Genomic DNA, 15,687 nt, shown 5'->3' with positions numbered 1-15,687 from the left:
GGCGTGACATGAAAACCATCCTGCTGACAGGCATAACCGGATTTATCGCAAAACGCATCGCGGTGGACCTGCTGAACGCGGGCTATTTCGTGCGGGGATCGATGCGGTCGACCAAGCGGGTGCAAGAGGTGAACGCCGCAGTCGCCCCGCATCTGGACGATCCGGGCCTGCTGACACGTCTGAGTTTCTGTGAACTTGATCTGATGAAAGACAAAGGCTGGTCGGACGCTGTCCGCGGCGTAGATGCAGTATTGCACACCGCCTCGCCCTTTCCCGGCGGCGTGCCCAAGAATGAAGACGATGTCGTGCGTCCGGCAGTCGATGGCGTGCTGCGTGCGCTCAGGGCTGCACAGGCGGCCGGGGTGACGCGCTTTGTCATGACATCGTCCGTGGTGGCCATACAGCACAAGGACGTGGCACCCGGGGAGGAATTGACCCCCGACGACTGGTCAAAGGTCGGCCACAAGTCGATGGGACCTTACGCAAAGTCCAAAACGCTTGCCGAACAGGCAGCATGGGATTTCGTCAAGGACCACCCTGAAATGCAGCTGACCGCGATCAATCCCGGGTTGGTCGTGGGTACGCCGATGGATGGCAACTATGGCACATCGCTATCGCTGATCGGGCAGTTCCTGACTGGCAAGTTGCCATTGGTGCCGAATTTTCCGCTGGCCATCGTCGATATCGCAGATGTGTCGCGCGCGCATGTGAACGCGTTGACGGCCCCCGGAAGTGTCGGAAAGCGATTTATCCTCGCAGATCGTTACATGATGGCACCGGACGTCGTAGAGATCCTCCGTACGAAATACGCCGATCGCAATCTGCCCAAACGGACGGCCCCGAAATTCATGGTCTGGCTGATGTCGCTGTTTGATGCGCAGGCCAAGCAGATCCTGCCCATCGTCGACATGAACCTGTCAGCCGACAATCAAGCGACCACGGACGTTCTGGGCATCACGTTCACGCCAGCATCCGAAGCCATCCTAGCCGCCGCAGATGCCGTTGTGAGATACGAAGACGTATGAAACGCTATGTCCTTCTGTTTGCGCTTGCCGCATGTGGACCGGACGAAACCATTTCGGCCTTTGGCAGCGGCGATGATTACGTTCTGCGCGAATTGAACGGTGCTCCGGTAAATACGCAGATCACATTGAACATCAGCGATACCGGACAGATCAGTGGGCAAGCGCCCTGCAATTCCTACACAGCGAACCAGCTTGTTCCCTATCCGTGGTTTGAAATCGGACCGGTCATGGCGACACGACGGGCCTGCCCGGAACTTGCGCTTGAATCCCGCTATTTCGAAACGCTTGCTGCGATGACGCTGGCCGAGATCAGCGGCCCCGTTCTGATCCTGTCCAACGACGCCGACGACAGTCTGGTCTTTCAGTCGCCTTGACGCGCGATCACGTCGAGCAAGCGCTGGCGCGCTGCCGGAACCGGGCGATCACCCATTGCACGCATCAGCCGCTTTTCCACAAAGAAGCCTGTCGTGGCGAGCGCTTTGACGATTTCGGACGCGGTTGCATCACCTTTCCCCGCCAACACGGGCGGCAAAAGCAACAAGCGGTCCGCCCAGTCACCCGCCGCTTCACGACTGACGGCGCGGCCCGATTTCGGCGACACAAAAGCAAGATCTTCGTTCACGCCCCTGACGGCACAGGCTGACAAATCCATGCCAAAGCCCATTTCTTCAAGCAAGTTCTGTTCCCAGCGCAAGTAGGCCAGTGGCCAGACCTCGGATTGCCCGAGCAGGTCAAGAAGGCTGATCGTTTGCGTGTAGAGTGCGCCATGCGCCTCCCGTTCAGGCAGAACCGCAGACAGCAAGGCGCAGACGGCATTCAACCCAGCGAGCGCGAGGCGGTCCCCCATCGCCTGTGCCGCGCGGCTGCGGACGGGTTCAATGGTAAAGGTGCCGAGGTGTTCGTTCAGACGGGCCTTCCATGCGACCGAAACTTGCGCACCGGGTTGAAGAACGGGCGCATGCTTGCGCGACGTGCCGCCACGGACCACGCCGGTATGCCGCCCCATGGTCGGTGTGAAGACGTCCAGAATAACGGACGTTTCGCCGAGTGGCCGCGCCGCCAGAACCGCCCCTTCGTCGCGCCATTCAATCATGCGCGGGTCCGCCTACCTGCGGATGTTGCAAAGCCTCCGGCGGGAGTATTTTGGGCAAGATGATACCAAAGACCATCTTGCCCTGTGCATGCCGTTTTTCAAAAGCATCACCTTGCACGGCCATCGGGTCTCCACCCTGTACCGCACGGTCAGACTCGCGCATTAACCTTAACATGCCGTAAATGGAGGGCGTCTTTTTCGTATCATCTTGCCAAAAATACTCAAAAATCCGCCCCACGTCACGCGAGACCGGGTTCGTCGAGCAAGTGCCGCCCTGCGCGGTCTTCCACCTCGATCACCCAGAGGTCGGGATCAAAGGACCGCTGTTTGGCGACGGAGGCATCGACGTCCCCCTCCGCCCCGTCAGACAGAACGACCCATTTGCGCTCTCCGGTCATCACATCGAATGATCGCTGGAAGCAGCAGGCCTGCCCGTCAAGTGTGTTGAGTTTGATCAGCACCGCGCCCGCCGTGGCATCACCCTTGGCGACGATGAAGGCCGGGATGTTCAGCAGGCTTAACCGTTTGAGGTAAGCAGAGACCCATATCCCTGCAGTGAGCCTCACGAATTGCCGTCCTTGAAGTTCAGCCCCATCTCGTCATAGCGTTCGGATTCTTCCAACCAGTTCGGACGGACCTTGACCTGCAGAAACAGATGGACCTTGCGGCCCAGAAACTCTTCGAGTTCCGCGCGCGCAGCCTGCCCGACAGCCTTGATCGTTTCGCCCTTGTTGCCCAGCACGATTCCCTTGTGCCCATCGCGCATGACATAGACCAGCTGGTCGATCTTGCAGGACCCGTCTTTGCGTTCTTCCCAGTTTTCGGTTTCGACTGTCAGCTGATAGGGCAATTCCTGATGCAGTCGCAGCGTCAGTTTTTCGCGGGTCATTTCGGCGGCGATCATGCGCATGGGCAAATCGGACAGCTGATCCTCTGGGTAGAGCCAGGGACCAAGTGGCACCGCTTGCGCGAGCCACGCGCGCAAAGTATCGCACCCGTGCCCTTTTTCCGCGGAAATCATGAAGGTCTTCTCAAAAGCGAACGCCTCGTTCATGGCTTGCGTGAGCGCCAGTAGCGTCTCTGACTTGACCTTGTCGATCTTGTTGATCGCAAGTGCGATCCGGCGGTCGCCCAGATCGCCAAGCCCATCCAGAATGGCTTTGACGCCATCGGACATGCCGCGATGCGCCTCGATCATCAGGACGACCACGTCAGCATCTGCAGCCCCGCCCCATGCAGCAGCGACCATCGCCCTGTCGAGTCTGCGGCGTGGCTGGAACAGTCCCGGCGTATCGACAAAGACCAGCTGCGACTGCCCTTCCATCGCCACACCCCTGATGCGCGCCCGCGTGGTCTGCACCTTATGCGTCACGATTGACACCTTGGCCCCGACCATGCGATTCAGCAGCGTTGATTTGCCTGCGTTCGGCTCTCCGATAAGAGCGATGAAACCTGCGCGTGTGTCGCTCATGAATTTACCTTTTCCAGCAGCGCTTTCGCTGCCGCCTGTTCTGCATGACGTTTGGACCCGGCTGTCGCCTGTTCGCACTGCCCGGATTCAAGACGGGCCTCGATCGTGAAGACCGGTTGGTGATCCGGACCTTCGCGCGCTATTTCGACATAGGCGGGCGGCTGTTCGCCACGGGCCTGCGCCCATTCCTGCAACGCCGTCTTCGGATCGCGCGCATCATCAGCGACATTGCCGATCCGGTCGCCCCACAGCCGCAAAATCGCCTTGCGGGCGATATCGTACCCGCCGTCCTGATAGATTGCCGCGATGACTGCTTCCATCGCGTCAGCAAGCAGGGCTTCCTTGCGCCGCCCGCCTGATTTCATTTCCGACCGGCCCAGTTTCAGCACCGCCCCCAGGTCGATCTGGCGCGCCACGTCAGCGCAGGCCTCGCGGCGCACAAGCGCGTTGTAGCGCGGGGCCAGCAGCCCTTCGGGCGCGTTCGGGTCGGCTTGCAGCAAGGCTTCGGCCATGACCAGCCCGAGCACCCTGTCACCCAGAAATTCCAGCCGCTGGTTATCGTCGCGGTGTGCCGAGGTCATGGACGAATGCGTCACGGCCCGCACAAGGTAATCTGGCTTGGCAAAGATATGCCCGAGCCGGGTCTGGAACGCGGCAAGATCGGCTGACAGCTTCACTCGATTTCCTTGAAAAAGCGATCGCCCCGCCACGTCCAGAAGGCCAGCATGGAGCGTCCGGCGGAAGAGAACATCACCCGGTCGGCCCGTCCCACGATATCTGCGCGCGGCACGAACCCGACACCACGGGCAGCCTGCGCCACACGGCTGTCAGTCGAATTGTCGCGATTGTCACCCATGAAAAAGAAGTGGTCTGCGGGAACGGTATAGACGCCCGTGTTGTCCGATTGCTGCGGGCCGATATTCAGAACGGCATGGCGCACGCCATTGGGCAGCGTTTCATAGCTGCGTTCCTTCACGCAGTCTGCACCTTGGCCCACCGCCCCGTTGGAACAGCGTGGCAGCGCGCTTTGCGGTCCCTGATATTCCATCGTTTCGATGAACAGCCCGTCATCCTCGATCTTGACGGGTGTGTCGTTGATATGCAGCACGCCGTCTTTCATCTGGATGCGATCACCCGGCTTGCCGATCAGGCGCTTGATGAAGTCGCGCCCGTTGACGGGATGGCGGAAAACCACCACGTCGCCGACTTCCGGATCCGACCCCCAGAGCCGTTCTGACCCGTCACCCTGAAACACACCGCAGAAATCATCCGCACCGATATCGATGCCCAGCGCGGGAATACGGATCGACGGACAGGACGCGTAGGAATACCCGTAGGCCATCTTGTTCACGAACAGGAAGTCGCCGATCAGAAGGGTGTCCTTCATCGAACCTGACGGAATCCAGAAAGGCTGGAAAAAGATCGTCCGGAAAAGTCCCGCGATCAGCAGCGCATAGACCACGGTCTTGACGGTTTCGATGACGGATCCGAAGAATCCCGACTTTTCAGCCATACTTCACCCTTTCGGCGTTTGGTTGCAGCGCTTCATGGGGCGAAGGCCTTTGTCTGTCAAGCAAGCCAACGCGGCGTTAGCGTTCATAATCCCTATCAGTCTGTCACTGCCCCGACCAGCGGTCTTGCTTCGATCAGAACAAAGGCCTGCGCCCATGGGTGATCGTCCGTCAATGTCACATGGATAATTGCCTCGTGGCCCGGCGGCGTCATCGCATCAAGCCGTTCTTTCGCCCACCCTGTCACTTCCATGACGGGTTGTCCCGTGCGCAGATTACTGACGGCCATATCTTTCCAGCTGATCCCCATGCGCAGGCCAGTGCCCAGCGCCTTGGAACACGCCTCTTTTGCGGCCCAGCGTTTCGCGTAGGTGCCTGCGACGTCCTTGCGCCGTTCAGCCTTGCGTTGTTCGACGTCGGTAAAGACACGATTGCGAAAGCGATCGCCAAACCGGTCGAGCGTACCGCTGATCCGCTCGATGTTGGCGAGGTCTGTTCCGATCCCAAGGATCATTCGTTGCCCAATTCCTGGCTCACACTTACCGTCTGCGTTGCCTGATTGACGTTCACCGACAAGAGCGTGCCATTGCTGAACCCAACGTCCGGCAGGTAGATGCGCGCGGGCACGGCCACGGTCAGGCCGGTTGCCGCGTTGTATTCGGCCTCTGCCAGATTGAGTGCGATGTTCGCATAGCCAACCCCGACGTCCCGACCGATCAGGTGACACCGCTGGCGTGCGTCGTCAGGACCGAAGGGGGACAGGACCGCAAGGAAGAAGGCATCTGCCGCTTGCGACTTTCCATCATGGATGACGACGAACTTGACGCTGCCGTTGGCGTAGGCACGGGTGTTCATATCCGCAGGTTGTACCGCCCCGCCGAACTGGAACGCGTGATTGCAGTCCTGCACCTCTTGCCCCATCGCCGCGGATGCACAGACAGTCAGAAAAAATGTGATGAAACCACGCATCGCAGCGTCCCTAGCCGACTTCGATATCCGCAACCCATATTCCATTTGCACCATCGACGCACATCGCGACAAGTTTCGCGCCAAGCTGTTTGTGGGTCGGGTTATCGGCATAGGATTGCAGAGCGTCTTTATCAGCGAAGCTGCATTGAAAGCCATAGGCATACTCTGGCGACTTTTTCTCAAAGTCGCGGTTTGGACCGTGTGCAAACTCCAGAAATCCGGGGACGTCCTTTTGCAAGGCGGCCAGGCCGGACATCACCGACTCCAAATTAGCCGCTGGCGTGTCGGGGGCCAGGCGCAGCATGACGACGTGCAGAATGCGGCCGCTCAATTGGTGGCCGTGATCTGAACGGGCGTGATGACCCCGGTTTGCGCATTCACTGTCACGTCCAACTCCACTGCGTCACCTGCACTTTCGGAGGAAGCTACATAGATCGCTGGCAAGCGCAATGACAGACCGTTGGCAGGGTCATAGGCGGACTCGGCCTTGTCGAGCAGAAGTGCCGCGTAGCCGTCCGTGTCCGAAAAGCTGATCCGGCGACATTGCCGCTCGCTCAGATCGTTCAGCGGAGGCGACAGGATCAGTACGGACAGCGCCGTTGCCGCGTCGTCCCGGCCATCATCGGTGATGGCGACAAGTACCGCACCCTTGGCGAAATGCCGGATGTTCAGATGTTCGGGCTGGGCAATCAGATCAATCTGGGATTCTTCTGTGCAGGGCGAAACCACCTGCGCGTTTGCTTTCATCGGCAGCCACCCGCAGCACAGGGCTGCTGCAACCAGCCCAATCGCCCTGACAGGGTACGTCGTGACCCAACCCTTCATCCGCCTCCCCCCAGAGGTTTCAACGCGTCATTTGCATGACCCAAGGCAGTTTGGCGCTGGATTCCGGTTTAGGCCAGTGCGGTATCGCGAACGCACTGTTTCCAGTTCGCGAACGATGGGTTTAAGCGCGGGCGGCGTCCATGCAGCGACGCATTTCCTTGATCGCCTCGGGCAGGCCTCTGAAGATCGCTTCACCAATGATGAAATGGCCGATGTTCAGTTCCATCACCTCTGGCAGCGCGGCAATCGGGCCGACGCTGTCATAGGTCAGCCCGTGCCCGACGTGGACCTCTAGCCCGATGGACGCGCCATAGGCCGCCATGTCGGTGATCTTGGCCAGTTCGCTGTCGCGCACGTCCCAGCGTTCTTCGGCCCAGGCATCGGCATAGGCCCCGGCGTGCAATTCGACGACAGGGGCACCGATACGGGCAGAGGCATCCAGCTGCGACTTTTCAGCGGCGATGAACATGGACACGCGCGCGCCCGCATCGCGCAGTGGCGCGATATAGGCCCCAAGCGCGTTGTCATTCTTGGCGACGTCCAGCCCGCCTTCGGTTGTCCGCTCTTCTCGCTTTTCAGGAACTAGGCAGACCGCATGCGGTTTGTGACGCAAGGCAATAGCCTGCATCTCGGCGGTTGCGGCCATTTCGAAATTAAGCGGGACGCGCAACGCGTCCATCAACCGGTCGATGTCACTGTCGATGATGTGGCGGCGATCTTCGCGCAGGTGTGCGGTGATGCCATCGGCACCGGCGTCCTGCGCCATGAGCGCGGCACGGACGGGATCGGGATTGTCGCCGCCGCGCGCGTTACGCACAGTTGCCACATGGTCGATGTTGACCCCCAGACGCAGCTTGCTCATCTTCTAATCCCTTTCTGAAGTTCTGACAGCAACCTAACGCGTTTTCAGGCCTTAGCCATTCTCGGGCAAGGATTTATTCTTGAGCTTGTCGAGCTTCTCTCTCAGCTTTTTGCGGCGGCGGTTCTGATAGGCCGACACCAGCGGCACACAGAGGTAATAGCTGACCGTGGCACATACGATTCCGGGGATGATGCCGCCGACAAGGTAGGGATAGAAAACCTCGGCATAGAAACCGGCAAGACCGGACCAGTCGGCTGTTTCACCTGTAAACATCGCGATCAGATTGCGCCACAAGTCGGCAAAAGCCATCGAGAACTGACAGCCGATCCGGCAAGACGTGTCGTTGCCGCCGATGATCGAGCCGTCGAAGGTTGTGCCAAGCAGCCAGTGCCCGGTCGACAAAGCTGCCACGCCAATGGGGATATAGGTGAGCGGGTTGCCAAAGAAGGTGCCCATCAAGGCCGCAAGGATATTGCCGCGCATCACCTTGGCGAGCAAAGCGGCGACGACGAAGTGCAACCCATAGAATGGCGTGAAGGCCGCAAAGACACCGGCCCAGACGCCGCGCCCGATCTTTTCAGGCGTGTCCGGCAGCCGGCGGACCCGGTGTTTGACATATTCGAACGCGCGGCCCCACCCGCCTTTGGGATAGATGAAATCGACCGCAACCTTCCAGATTGGTCGTCTATCCCGTCGTTTGAATACCAAAAACCTGTCTTCCTTTTCTTGGGCGCATCGCGCCTATGGGCTGTTTCCGGCACGCGCCGGGTCACGATGGCGTTCGATCGACGACACCGTGCTTTCCGCCTCCAACGCGGTCATGACGCGGTGCAGGTGTGACGCATCCTGCAAATCGGCGTCAATCAGCAGCCTATAATAGTCTGGTTTCCGGTCGATAAACTTCAAGTCCGAGATATTGGCGTTCTGCTCGCCAATCAATGTGCAAATGCGCCCCAGCACGCCTGCATCGTTCGTAATCGAGATATCGAAGGTCACATTGTTCGTCGCCGGGTGGTTGCCTTCCTGCCATCGCAGGTCGATCCAGCGGTCCGGCTGGTCTTCGTATGTTGCGAGAACGGCGCAATCGATGGCGTGGATCACCACGCCCTGTCCGCGGAACGTCAGACCGACGATCCGTTCGCCCGGGACCGGCTGACAGCATTGCGCACGGGTAAATGTCTGATCGCCGCTCAGACCGACGACAGCGCGGCCCGGTTCGACCTGATCGCCGTTGGTGGTGGCAAGTTCCGGGTAAAGTGCAGCCACGATGAGCCGCGCTGACAGCTCGGCACTGCCAAGCTGCACCAGCATTTCTTCGCTGCTTTCAAGGGCAAGGGTCTTGGCCGCTGTGCGGATCGCCTTTTCGGTGAATTTCTTGCCGACGTTCTCGAAGGCTACGCGCAGCAATTCGCGCCCCAGTCTCTCAAACCGTTCACGGTCTTCTTCCCGCAAGGACCGGCGGATCGCGGTCTTGGCGCGGCCCGTCACCGCGATATCGATCCATGTCGACTGCGGCTTCTGCCCTTCCGCGGTCACGACCTCGACCGACTGGCCGTTCTTCAAACGGGTCCAAAGCGGCACGCGGATACCGTCGACTTTGGCACCGACGCATTTGGACCCGATCCGGGTGTGGATGGCATAGGCAAAATCGATCGGCGTCGCGCCGCGCGGTAACTTGATGACATCGCCTTTCGGCGTGAAACAGAAGACCTGATCGGTATACATCTCGAGCTTGACTGCTTCGAGAAATTCATCGTGGTCCTGATCGTCGTCCAGCCGTTCGGTGAGCGACGAAATCCACAGGACCGGATCGACGGCAAAGCGGTTCTCGACCCGCTCACCGTTGCGATAGGACCAATGCGCGGCAACGCCTGTTTCCGCGACCTCGTGCATTTCGCGGGTGCGGATCTGAACCTCGACGCGTTTGCCATCACGCCCCGAAACCGTCGTGTGGATCGAGCGATACCCGTTGGATTTAGGCTGGCTGATATAATCCTTGAAACGTCCGGGCACGGCACGCCAGCGTTGATGGATCGCACCAAGGGTGCGATAGCAATCGGCCTCGGTCGCGCAGATGACGCGGAACCCGTAAATATCCGACAAGCGCGAAAAGCCCTGATCCTTTTCCTGCATCTTGCGCCAGATCGAATAGGGCTTTTTGGCGCGGCCCATGACCTCGCCCTGGATATTGGCCTTTTCCAGTTCGACCCGCATGTCGGCGGTAATTTTTTGCACCACATCACCGGTTTCGCGCTGCAACGTGATAAAACGGCGGATGATCGAGCTGCGGGCCTCGGGGTTGAGCACACGGAAGGCAAGGTCTTCGAGTTCTTCGCGCATCCATTGCATACCCATGCGGCCGGCAAGCGGGGCGTAGATGTCCATCGTCTCGCGGGCCTTCTGGGCCTGCTTTTCGGGGCGCATGGCCTTGATGGTGCGCATGTTGTGCAGACGGTCGGCAAGCTTGACCAGCGTCACCCGCAGATCCCGCGAGGTGGCCATGAACAGCTTTCGGAAATTTTCGGCCTGTTTTGTTTCTGTGGAATTCAGCTGCAGGTTCGTCAGCTTGGTGACGCCGTCAACCAATTCCGCGATTTCCCGGCTGAACCGTTGCTCGACCTCGCTGAAGGATGCTTTGGTGTCTTCGATCGTGTCGTGCAGCAGCGCGGTCACAAGTGTCGCATCATCCATCTGCATTTCGGCAAGAAGAAGGGCAACCGCGACAGGATGTGTAAAATAAGGTTCGCCGGAATGGCGGAACTGGCCCGCGTGCATTTCTGCGCCGAACGCGAAAGCGTCCCGCAGCATATGTTCATTCGTGCGAGGGTTGTAAGTGCGGACCAGCGCGATCAGATCATCGTCAGTCGTCATGCTGGTCCGTAACTTGGGGTTAGCGCTGTCCCTGAGCTTCCATCAGAGCGCGCAACAGTTTCTCTTCGGACATGTCGTCTTCGACGGGTTTGTCCTGCTCAGCGCCCATCAACAGGGACATGCTGTCCTCTTCCGGCTCATCAACCTCGATCTGGGTCTGGTTGGCTTCGATCATGCGCTCGCGCAGATCGTCGGCCTGCTGGGTTTCTTCTGCAATCTCGCGCAGCGACACGACGGGGTTCTTGTCGTTGTCGCGATTGACGGTGATCGGCGCGCCGGCAGAGATTTCACGGGCGCGGTGTGCGGCAAGCATCACCAACTCGAAACGGTTGGGAACTTTGTCGACGCAATCTTCAACTGTGACGCGGGCCATGGGGTATGCTCCTAGGGCTAGGCTGGATCAGAAGCACAGCACATAAGACAGGGCTCGCGAATTGACAAGGCGATTCGCGGTGTTCTTTCATTGTTTGCGCGCTATTGCAGCGCCACCATGCCAATGATTGCACCGATGTCAGCCGTGGTTTCGGCCTTTCATTCACGCTGCGTCCCCACCGCCGGAAGACAGGCACACCGCGCCGAACCTTGCAGGCCGTGCCGCGCGAGCGTCTAGGTCAATGGCACGATAGACGCCAAATCTTCGCCCAGACATGCGTCAAGCAGATCGTCCACGCCAAGATCAAGGACCGGATGCACCCATGTCGGCGCAACATCCGCCAAAGGAACAAGGACAAACGCGCGGTCCTGCATGCGTGGGTGGGGCAATACCAACCGATCAGGCGCGACTTCGGTCTGCTGTTCCGGCGGCAGATCATGCCAGTCCGTCCAGACGTCAAGATCGGGGAGGATCAGGTCGCCATAGGCGAGCAGGTCCAGATCAAGCGTTCGTGGTCCCCACCGCTTTTCACGCACGCGACCTGCCTCTGACTCGATCTCGTGCAGGATGGTCAAAAGGGTCTCTGGACCGATATCTGTGGTCAGGGAAAAGACGGCATTCACGAAATCGGGACCGGATCCCGCAGGAAAAGCAGGTGTGGTGTAAAGACGACTCATCACGACGTCGGTCTTTAGGCGATTTTCCAATGAGAGCCTTGCCTTAAGTACAGTTTCCGCAGGGTCACCCCAAACTGAATTTTCGTTACTTCCAGTGGAAATCAGCGATTTCCGGCCGGTTCCGTTACGACGCTGGGCTTGTTTCAAGTTCCAAAAGCCTTAAAATAGATGCACGCTTTGGCATATATTATACCACTCACACACTCACGAACACCTCCAAGGCGCACATCGGAAGGACTATTTATGTTTTATCGTGACGAGCGATTGGCGCTCTTCATTGATGGATCAAACCTGTACGCCGCCGCTAAATCGCTGGGGTTTGACATCGACTATAAGTTACTGCGCGCAGAATTCATGCGGCGCGGAAAAATGTTACGTGCATTCTACTATACCGCCTTGCTGGAAAATGACGAATATTCGCCGATCCGCCCGTTGGTTGATTGGCTGCACTACAACGGCTTTACCATGGTGACAAAGCCCGCCAAGGAATACACCGACAGCATGGGCCGCCGGAAGGTGAAGGGGAACATGGATATCGAACTGACTGTCGATGCCATGGAACTTGCGCCCTATGTCGATCACATCGTTCTTTTTTCGGGCGATGGCGATTTCCGCCCACTGGTCGAATCGCTACAACGCAAAGGCGTGCGCGTGTCTGTTGTGTCGACGATCCGCAGCCAGCCGCCCATGATTGCGGACGAATTGCGCCGTCAGTGCGATAATTTCATCGAATTGGATGAATTGCGTGACGTCGTCGGCCGCCCACCGCGCGAACCGCGTGATGATCAGAACGACGAACTGGCAACGACAGAGTCCTGAACAAATAGGTCGCGTCCAATCGGACGCGACCAAACCTTAAAGAAGAACCAATAAAAATTGCCCGCGTCAAAGCGGCTCACTCACGCAAATAACCTAGCAATTTCAAAAGATAATGCGTATCCCCACCTTTGGGGGGATCAGTAGACGATCATGCTTTCTGAACGTGCTAGCGAACTGGAACAGCTCGACTCGATCGACGTGCTTTGGAACCAGACACTTGCCGCACTGGCAAATGAGGGGGCCGCCTTCGCGATCTATAACACCGTCAGTTCGCAGAAGACCGACCCCTTCGTTCTGACCAATATCCCCCAAATATTTGCCGACGTGTGCTCTGCGGATGACCCGTTCCTTGCCCACTGTTGCAAAAGCTATGACATCACCCGCACCGGTCCGGCTTATCTGCCAAGCTATGAATACCTCCCCAACGAGGCGAAAGCGTTTATCCGTGCTGCCGCAGACACCGGTTTTCAAACGGGAATTGGCATTCCCATGCGTTTGCAAGGATCAAACCGCTACGGCGGTTTTAACATCGGCACGCGCATGGATTGTGAAACGTTCGAGAAAACCATCATGCCCCGCGCCGAGGAGTTCCGCTTTTTCTGCCTCTTGGTCCACCGCCGGATCGAAGAATTGACCCGCGAGGGCCTTTCCGTCGCCGGTGATTTCCGTGATCTTCTCGTCGCGCCGGACCAGCCAAATCTTGATGTGTTGTCGCCGCGCGAGAAAGAGGTGATCTATCTTGTGGCGCAAGGCATCAGTCGCAAGGAATGTGCGCGGCTTTGCGGGATTTCGCCCAATACGGTCGCCGAATACACGAAATCAGCATATCGCAAGCTGGGCGTTCAAAATCGCGTCGAAGCCGCCAATCTGGTGATGCGACAAGCTGGATAATGGGCATCGCCTGCGGTCCCCCTTATGTTTACCCACAGTTTTTCACCGCCGACCGCGCCGAGGCCATTCACTGTGTCGGCACAGGATCGTCAACCACCGCTTCTTGGTCAAAGCCATCTTGGGACAGGCCCTAGACCTCACTTCGTGAAAGCCTTACCTCTAGCGTCCAGACCGGAGAATGTGATGACAAAGCTACCCCTGACCCTTTACCTTGCTGCCCCGCGTGGGTTTTGCGCGGGCGTGGATCGCGCCATCAAGATTGTCGAGATGGCGCTCGAAAAATGGGGCGCGCCTGTCTTTGTCCGTCATGAGATCGTGCATAACAAATTTGTCGTCGACAGCCTGCGCGACAAGGGCGCGGTCTTTGTCGAAGAGCTCGATGAATGCCCCGATGACCGCCCCGTCATCTTTTCTGCGCATGGCGTGCCGAAAGCTGTCCCGGCCGCTGCCGCCAAGCGCGAGATGATTTATGTTGATGCGACCTGTCCGCTGGTGTCCAAGGTGCATATCGAAGCCCAGCGCCACCATGACAATGGCCTTCAGATGATCATGATCGGCCATGCCGGCCACCCTGAAACCATCGGCACCATGGGGCAGTTGCCAGAGGGCGAGGTGCTGTTGGTGGAAACTGTCGCGGACGTGGCAAGTGTTTCGCCGCGTGACCCGAACAAACTGGCGTTCGTGACGCAAACCACGCTTTCGGTTGATGACACGATCGACATCGTGCAAGCGCTTCACACCCGTTTTCCTGCCATTGTCGGGCCACATAAAGAAGATATCTGCTATGCCACCACAAACCGCCAGGAGGCGGTCAAGGCCATGGCCCCGAAGTGCGAGGCGATGCTGGTGGTCGGCGCGCCGAATTCGTCAAACTCCAAACGGCTTGTCGAAGTCGGGGCCAAGGCTGGCTGCGCCTACAGCCAACTGGTACAACGGGCGAGCGACATCGACTGGCGCGCGCTTGACGGGATCAATTCCATGGGAATCACGGCAGGGGCCTCTGCCCCCGAGGTGCTGATCAATGAAGTGATCGACGCCTTCAAAGAGCGCTTTGACGTCACGGTCGAGATGGTCGAAACCGCCGTCGAAAACGTCGAATTCAAAGTGCCCCGCGTGCTACGAGAGCCGGCGTAGACAAGCATGTCCAACTACATCAGCTTCATCGGCAAGGTTGTTCCGATGGCGTGGGGCGACAGTACCTACACCGTCTTGCCACTGCCAGATGAGGTCATGCAAGAGCTTGGCAAACAAGGGGCAAAACGGGTCGAAGGCGAGATCAACGACCACCCGATCAATCTGGCCCTGACCAAAGCGCCGGTGATTGACCAGACGTTTCTTTACGCGGGCAAGACCCTGCTGAAGGAATGCGACATCACGCCCGGTGAAGACGTCGAAGTCCGCCTTCGCAAAGCAGATCCCAACGACGTGGAAACCCCCGCTGACGTGGCACAAGCCTTGCGCGCAGCTGGGAAAACCGATCTTTGGAATGCACTAACTCCCGGTAGGCAACGCGGACTTCTTCACCAGATCCAGGCAGCAAAGCGGGCCGAAACGCGCAAGAAGCGGATCGCCGCGCTGATCAAGGAACTTGGCCCGTGATTCAGGGCGTCGTCTTTGACATGGACGGGCTTTTGCTGGACAGCGAGCGGCTTTATTTCGAAGCGTATCGCGCCACGCGGCGGACGTTGGAATTGCCCGAGGATGATGCGCTTTTCCTGCGCATGGTTGGCACAAACAACCGGCACGGGCGCACGATCCTTGAAGCCGGACTTGATGGTGCGCTTCCGTTGACAACATTCGAGGCCCACTGGGCCGAGACCAGCGCGGAGGCGATCGCAAGCGGCATCCCCGTCAAACCGGGCGTGCAAGATCTGCTCGCAAAACTTGCCGCACAAAACACGCCCTTTGCCATTGCCACCAGTTCGAACACGGCCAAGGCATGGAAACACCTGTCCGAAGCGGGGATTGACCATCATTTTGAGACGCTGATCGGTGGTGATCAGGTCCAGAACAGCAAGCCGGCACCCGATATCTATCACAAAGCGGTCGCGGCGCTGGGCATCGCACCGGCCCGTTGTGCAGCCTTTGAAGACAGCGAGAACGGCGTGCGTGCGGCCCATGCGGCGGGACTTGCGACCGTACAGATCCCTGACCTTGTCTCGCCTTCTGCGGCGCTGCGCGCGCTTGGCCACACAATCGCACCTGACCTGCTCTCTGGTGCACGCCAGATCGGATTGATCGTCTAAGCGGGATTGCACATCTGTGCGCGCATGTTAGCTTCCTGCCGCACACCTGATCCC

At 58.8% G+C, this 15,687-nt stretch carries 21 protein-coding genes; 7 read left to right on the top strand and 14 right to left on the bottom strand.

Features of this window, described 5'->3' with window-relative positions; translation table 11 throughout:
* Positions 1-8: 8 nt before the first annotated feature.
* Positions 9-1,025 (top strand): NAD-dependent epimerase/dehydratase family protein, encoded by a 1,017-nt coding sequence (locus BMY44_RS17245; RefSeq protein ID WP_089997117.1) that lies wholly within the window; start codon positions 9-11, stop codon positions 1,023-1,025.
* A complete protein-coding gene (locus BMY44_RS17240) occupies positions 1,022-1,399 on the top strand; it encodes an META domain-containing protein (RefSeq protein ID WP_089997116.1) in 378 nt (125 codons plus the stop codon). The genes BMY44_RS17245 and BMY44_RS17240 overlap by 4 nt, the downstream gene beginning before the upstream one ends.
* On the opposite strand, the gene recO is transcribed toward BMY44_RS17240, so the two are convergent.
* The 14 genes from recO to folK all read right to left on the bottom strand — a co-directional run bounded on the left by recO (position 1,387) and on the right by folK (position 11,824).
* Positions 1,387-2,118: a DNA repair protein RecO gene (gene recO / locus BMY44_RS17235; protein WP_089997115.1), complete on the bottom strand. Its 732-nt coding sequence runs from the start codon at positions 2,116-2,118 to the stop codon at positions 1,387-1,389. The two genes, BMY44_RS17240 and recO, sit on opposite strands and share 13 nt — an antisense overlap.
* A gap of 239 nt (positions 2,119-2,357) precedes the next feature.
* Positions 2,358-2,684 carry a DUF1491 family protein gene (locus tag BMY44_RS17230; RefSeq protein ID WP_089997114.1) on the bottom strand — a complete coding sequence of 109 codons (327 nt, stop codon included), beginning with the start codon at positions 2,682-2,684 and terminating at the stop codon, positions 2,358-2,360.
* Positions 2,681-3,589, bottom strand: a complete 909-nt coding sequence (gene era, locus BMY44_RS17225) for a GTPase Era (RefSeq protein WP_089997113.1) — start codon at positions 3,587-3,589, stop codon at positions 2,681-2,683. Before era ends, BMY44_RS17230 begins: the two co-directional genes overlap by 4 nt.
* A complete protein-coding gene (gene rnc / locus BMY44_RS17220) occupies positions 3,586-4,266 on the bottom strand; it encodes a ribonuclease III (protein WP_089997112.1) in 681 nt (226 codons plus the stop codon). Before rnc ends, era begins: the two co-directional genes overlap by 4 nt.
* Positions 4,263-5,102, bottom strand: coding sequence for a signal peptidase I (lepB, locus tag BMY44_RS17215; protein WP_089997111.1), 840 nt, complete (start codon positions 5,100-5,102; stop codon positions 4,263-4,265). Before lepB ends, rnc begins: the two co-directional genes overlap by 4 nt.
* A 95-nt stretch (positions 5,103-5,197) precedes the next feature.
* Positions 5,198-5,614: a holo-ACP synthase gene (acpS, locus tag BMY44_RS17210; RefSeq protein WP_089997110.1), complete on the bottom strand. Its 417-nt coding sequence runs from the start codon at positions 5,612-5,614 to the stop codon at positions 5,198-5,200.
* Positions 5,611-6,069, bottom strand: coding sequence for a hypothetical protein (locus BMY44_RS17205; RefSeq protein ID WP_089997109.1), 459 nt, complete (start codon positions 6,067-6,069; stop codon positions 5,611-5,613). Before BMY44_RS17205 ends, acpS begins: the two co-directional genes overlap by 4 nt.
* Positions 6,070-6,079: 10 nt before the next feature.
* Positions 6,080-6,400 carry a Dabb family protein gene (locus tag BMY44_RS17200; RefSeq protein ID WP_089997108.1) on the bottom strand — a complete coding sequence of 107 codons (321 nt, stop codon included), beginning with the start codon at positions 6,398-6,400 and terminating at the stop codon, positions 6,080-6,082.
* Positions 6,397-6,894 (bottom strand): hypothetical protein, encoded by a 498-nt coding sequence (locus BMY44_RS17195; RefSeq protein ID WP_089997107.1) that lies wholly within the window; start codon positions 6,892-6,894, stop codon positions 6,397-6,399. Before BMY44_RS17195 ends, BMY44_RS17200 begins: the two co-directional genes overlap by 4 nt.
* A 121-nt stretch (positions 6,895-7,015) precedes the next feature.
* Complete coding sequence (locus BMY44_RS17190; RefSeq protein WP_089997106.1) at positions 7,016-7,756, bottom strand: pyridoxine 5'-phosphate synthase; 741 nt, start codon at positions 7,754-7,756, stop codon at positions 7,016-7,018.
* A 51-nt stretch (positions 7,757-7,807) separates the two neighbouring features.
* Positions 7,808-8,464, bottom strand: a complete 657-nt coding sequence (locus BMY44_RS17185) for a DUF2062 domain-containing protein (RefSeq protein WP_089997105.1) — start codon at positions 8,462-8,464, stop codon at positions 7,808-7,810.
* Between the two features lie 33 nt (positions 8,465-8,497).
* Positions 8,498-10,627 carry a RelA/SpoT family protein gene (locus tag BMY44_RS17180; protein WP_089997104.1) on the bottom strand — a complete coding sequence of 710 codons (2,130 nt, stop codon included), beginning with the start codon at positions 10,625-10,627 and terminating at the stop codon, positions 8,498-8,500.
* A gap of 19 nt (positions 10,628-10,646) precedes the next feature.
* Positions 10,647-11,000, bottom strand: coding sequence for a DNA-directed RNA polymerase subunit omega (rpoZ, locus tag BMY44_RS17175; RefSeq protein WP_089997103.1), 354 nt, complete (start codon positions 10,998-11,000; stop codon positions 10,647-10,649).
* 233 nt (positions 11,001-11,233) lie between these two features.
* The gene (gene folK, locus BMY44_RS17170) at positions 11,234-11,824 is read right to left on the bottom strand and encodes a 2-amino-4-hydroxy-6-hydroxymethyldihydropteridine diphosphokinase (protein ID WP_089997102.1); all 591 of its coding nucleotides are present in this window, start codon (positions 11,822-11,824) and stop codon (positions 11,234-11,236) included.
* A 96-nt stretch (positions 11,825-11,920) separates the two neighbouring features.
* Between folK and BMY44_RS17165 the strand changes: the two genes are divergently transcribed.
* The 5 genes from BMY44_RS17165 to BMY44_RS17145 all read left to right on the top strand — a co-directional run bounded on the left by BMY44_RS17165 (position 11,921) and on the right by BMY44_RS17145 (position 15,633).
* Positions 11,921-12,496 (top strand): LabA-like NYN domain-containing protein, encoded by a 576-nt coding sequence (locus BMY44_RS17165; RefSeq protein WP_089997101.1) that lies wholly within the window; start codon positions 11,921-11,923, stop codon positions 12,494-12,496.
* Between the two features lie 150 nt (positions 12,497-12,646).
* The gene (locus BMY44_RS18305) at positions 12,647-13,387 is read left to right on the top strand and encodes a helix-turn-helix transcriptional regulator (protein ID WP_207510578.1); all 741 of its coding nucleotides are present in this window, start codon (positions 12,647-12,649) and stop codon (positions 13,385-13,387) included.
* A gap of 183 nt (positions 13,388-13,570) precedes the next feature.
* Complete coding sequence (ispH, locus tag BMY44_RS17155; RefSeq protein ID WP_089997100.1) at positions 13,571-14,521, top strand: 4-hydroxy-3-methylbut-2-enyl diphosphate reductase; 951 nt, start codon at positions 13,571-13,573, stop codon at positions 14,519-14,521.
* 6 nt (positions 14,522-14,527) lie between these two features.
* Positions 14,528-14,986 carry a YdeI/OmpD-associated family protein gene (locus BMY44_RS17150; protein WP_089997099.1) on the top strand — a complete coding sequence of 153 codons (459 nt, stop codon included), beginning with the start codon at positions 14,528-14,530 and terminating at the stop codon, positions 14,984-14,986.
* A complete protein-coding gene (locus tag BMY44_RS17145; protein ID WP_089997098.1) occupies positions 14,983-15,633 on the top strand; it encodes an HAD family hydrolase in 651 nt (216 codons plus the stop codon). Before BMY44_RS17150 ends, BMY44_RS17145 begins: the two co-directional genes overlap by 4 nt.
* Positions 15,634-15,687 lie beyond the last annotated feature (54 nt).

Source organism: Cognatiyoonia koreensis (genome assembly GCF_900109295.1).
Lineage (GTDB): Bacteria > Pseudomonadota > Alphaproteobacteria > Rhodobacterales > Rhodobacteraceae > Cognatiyoonia > Cognatiyoonia koreensis.
Note: the sequence above shows the minus strand (reverse complement) of the source record. Positions and strands in the feature narration are given on the sequence as shown.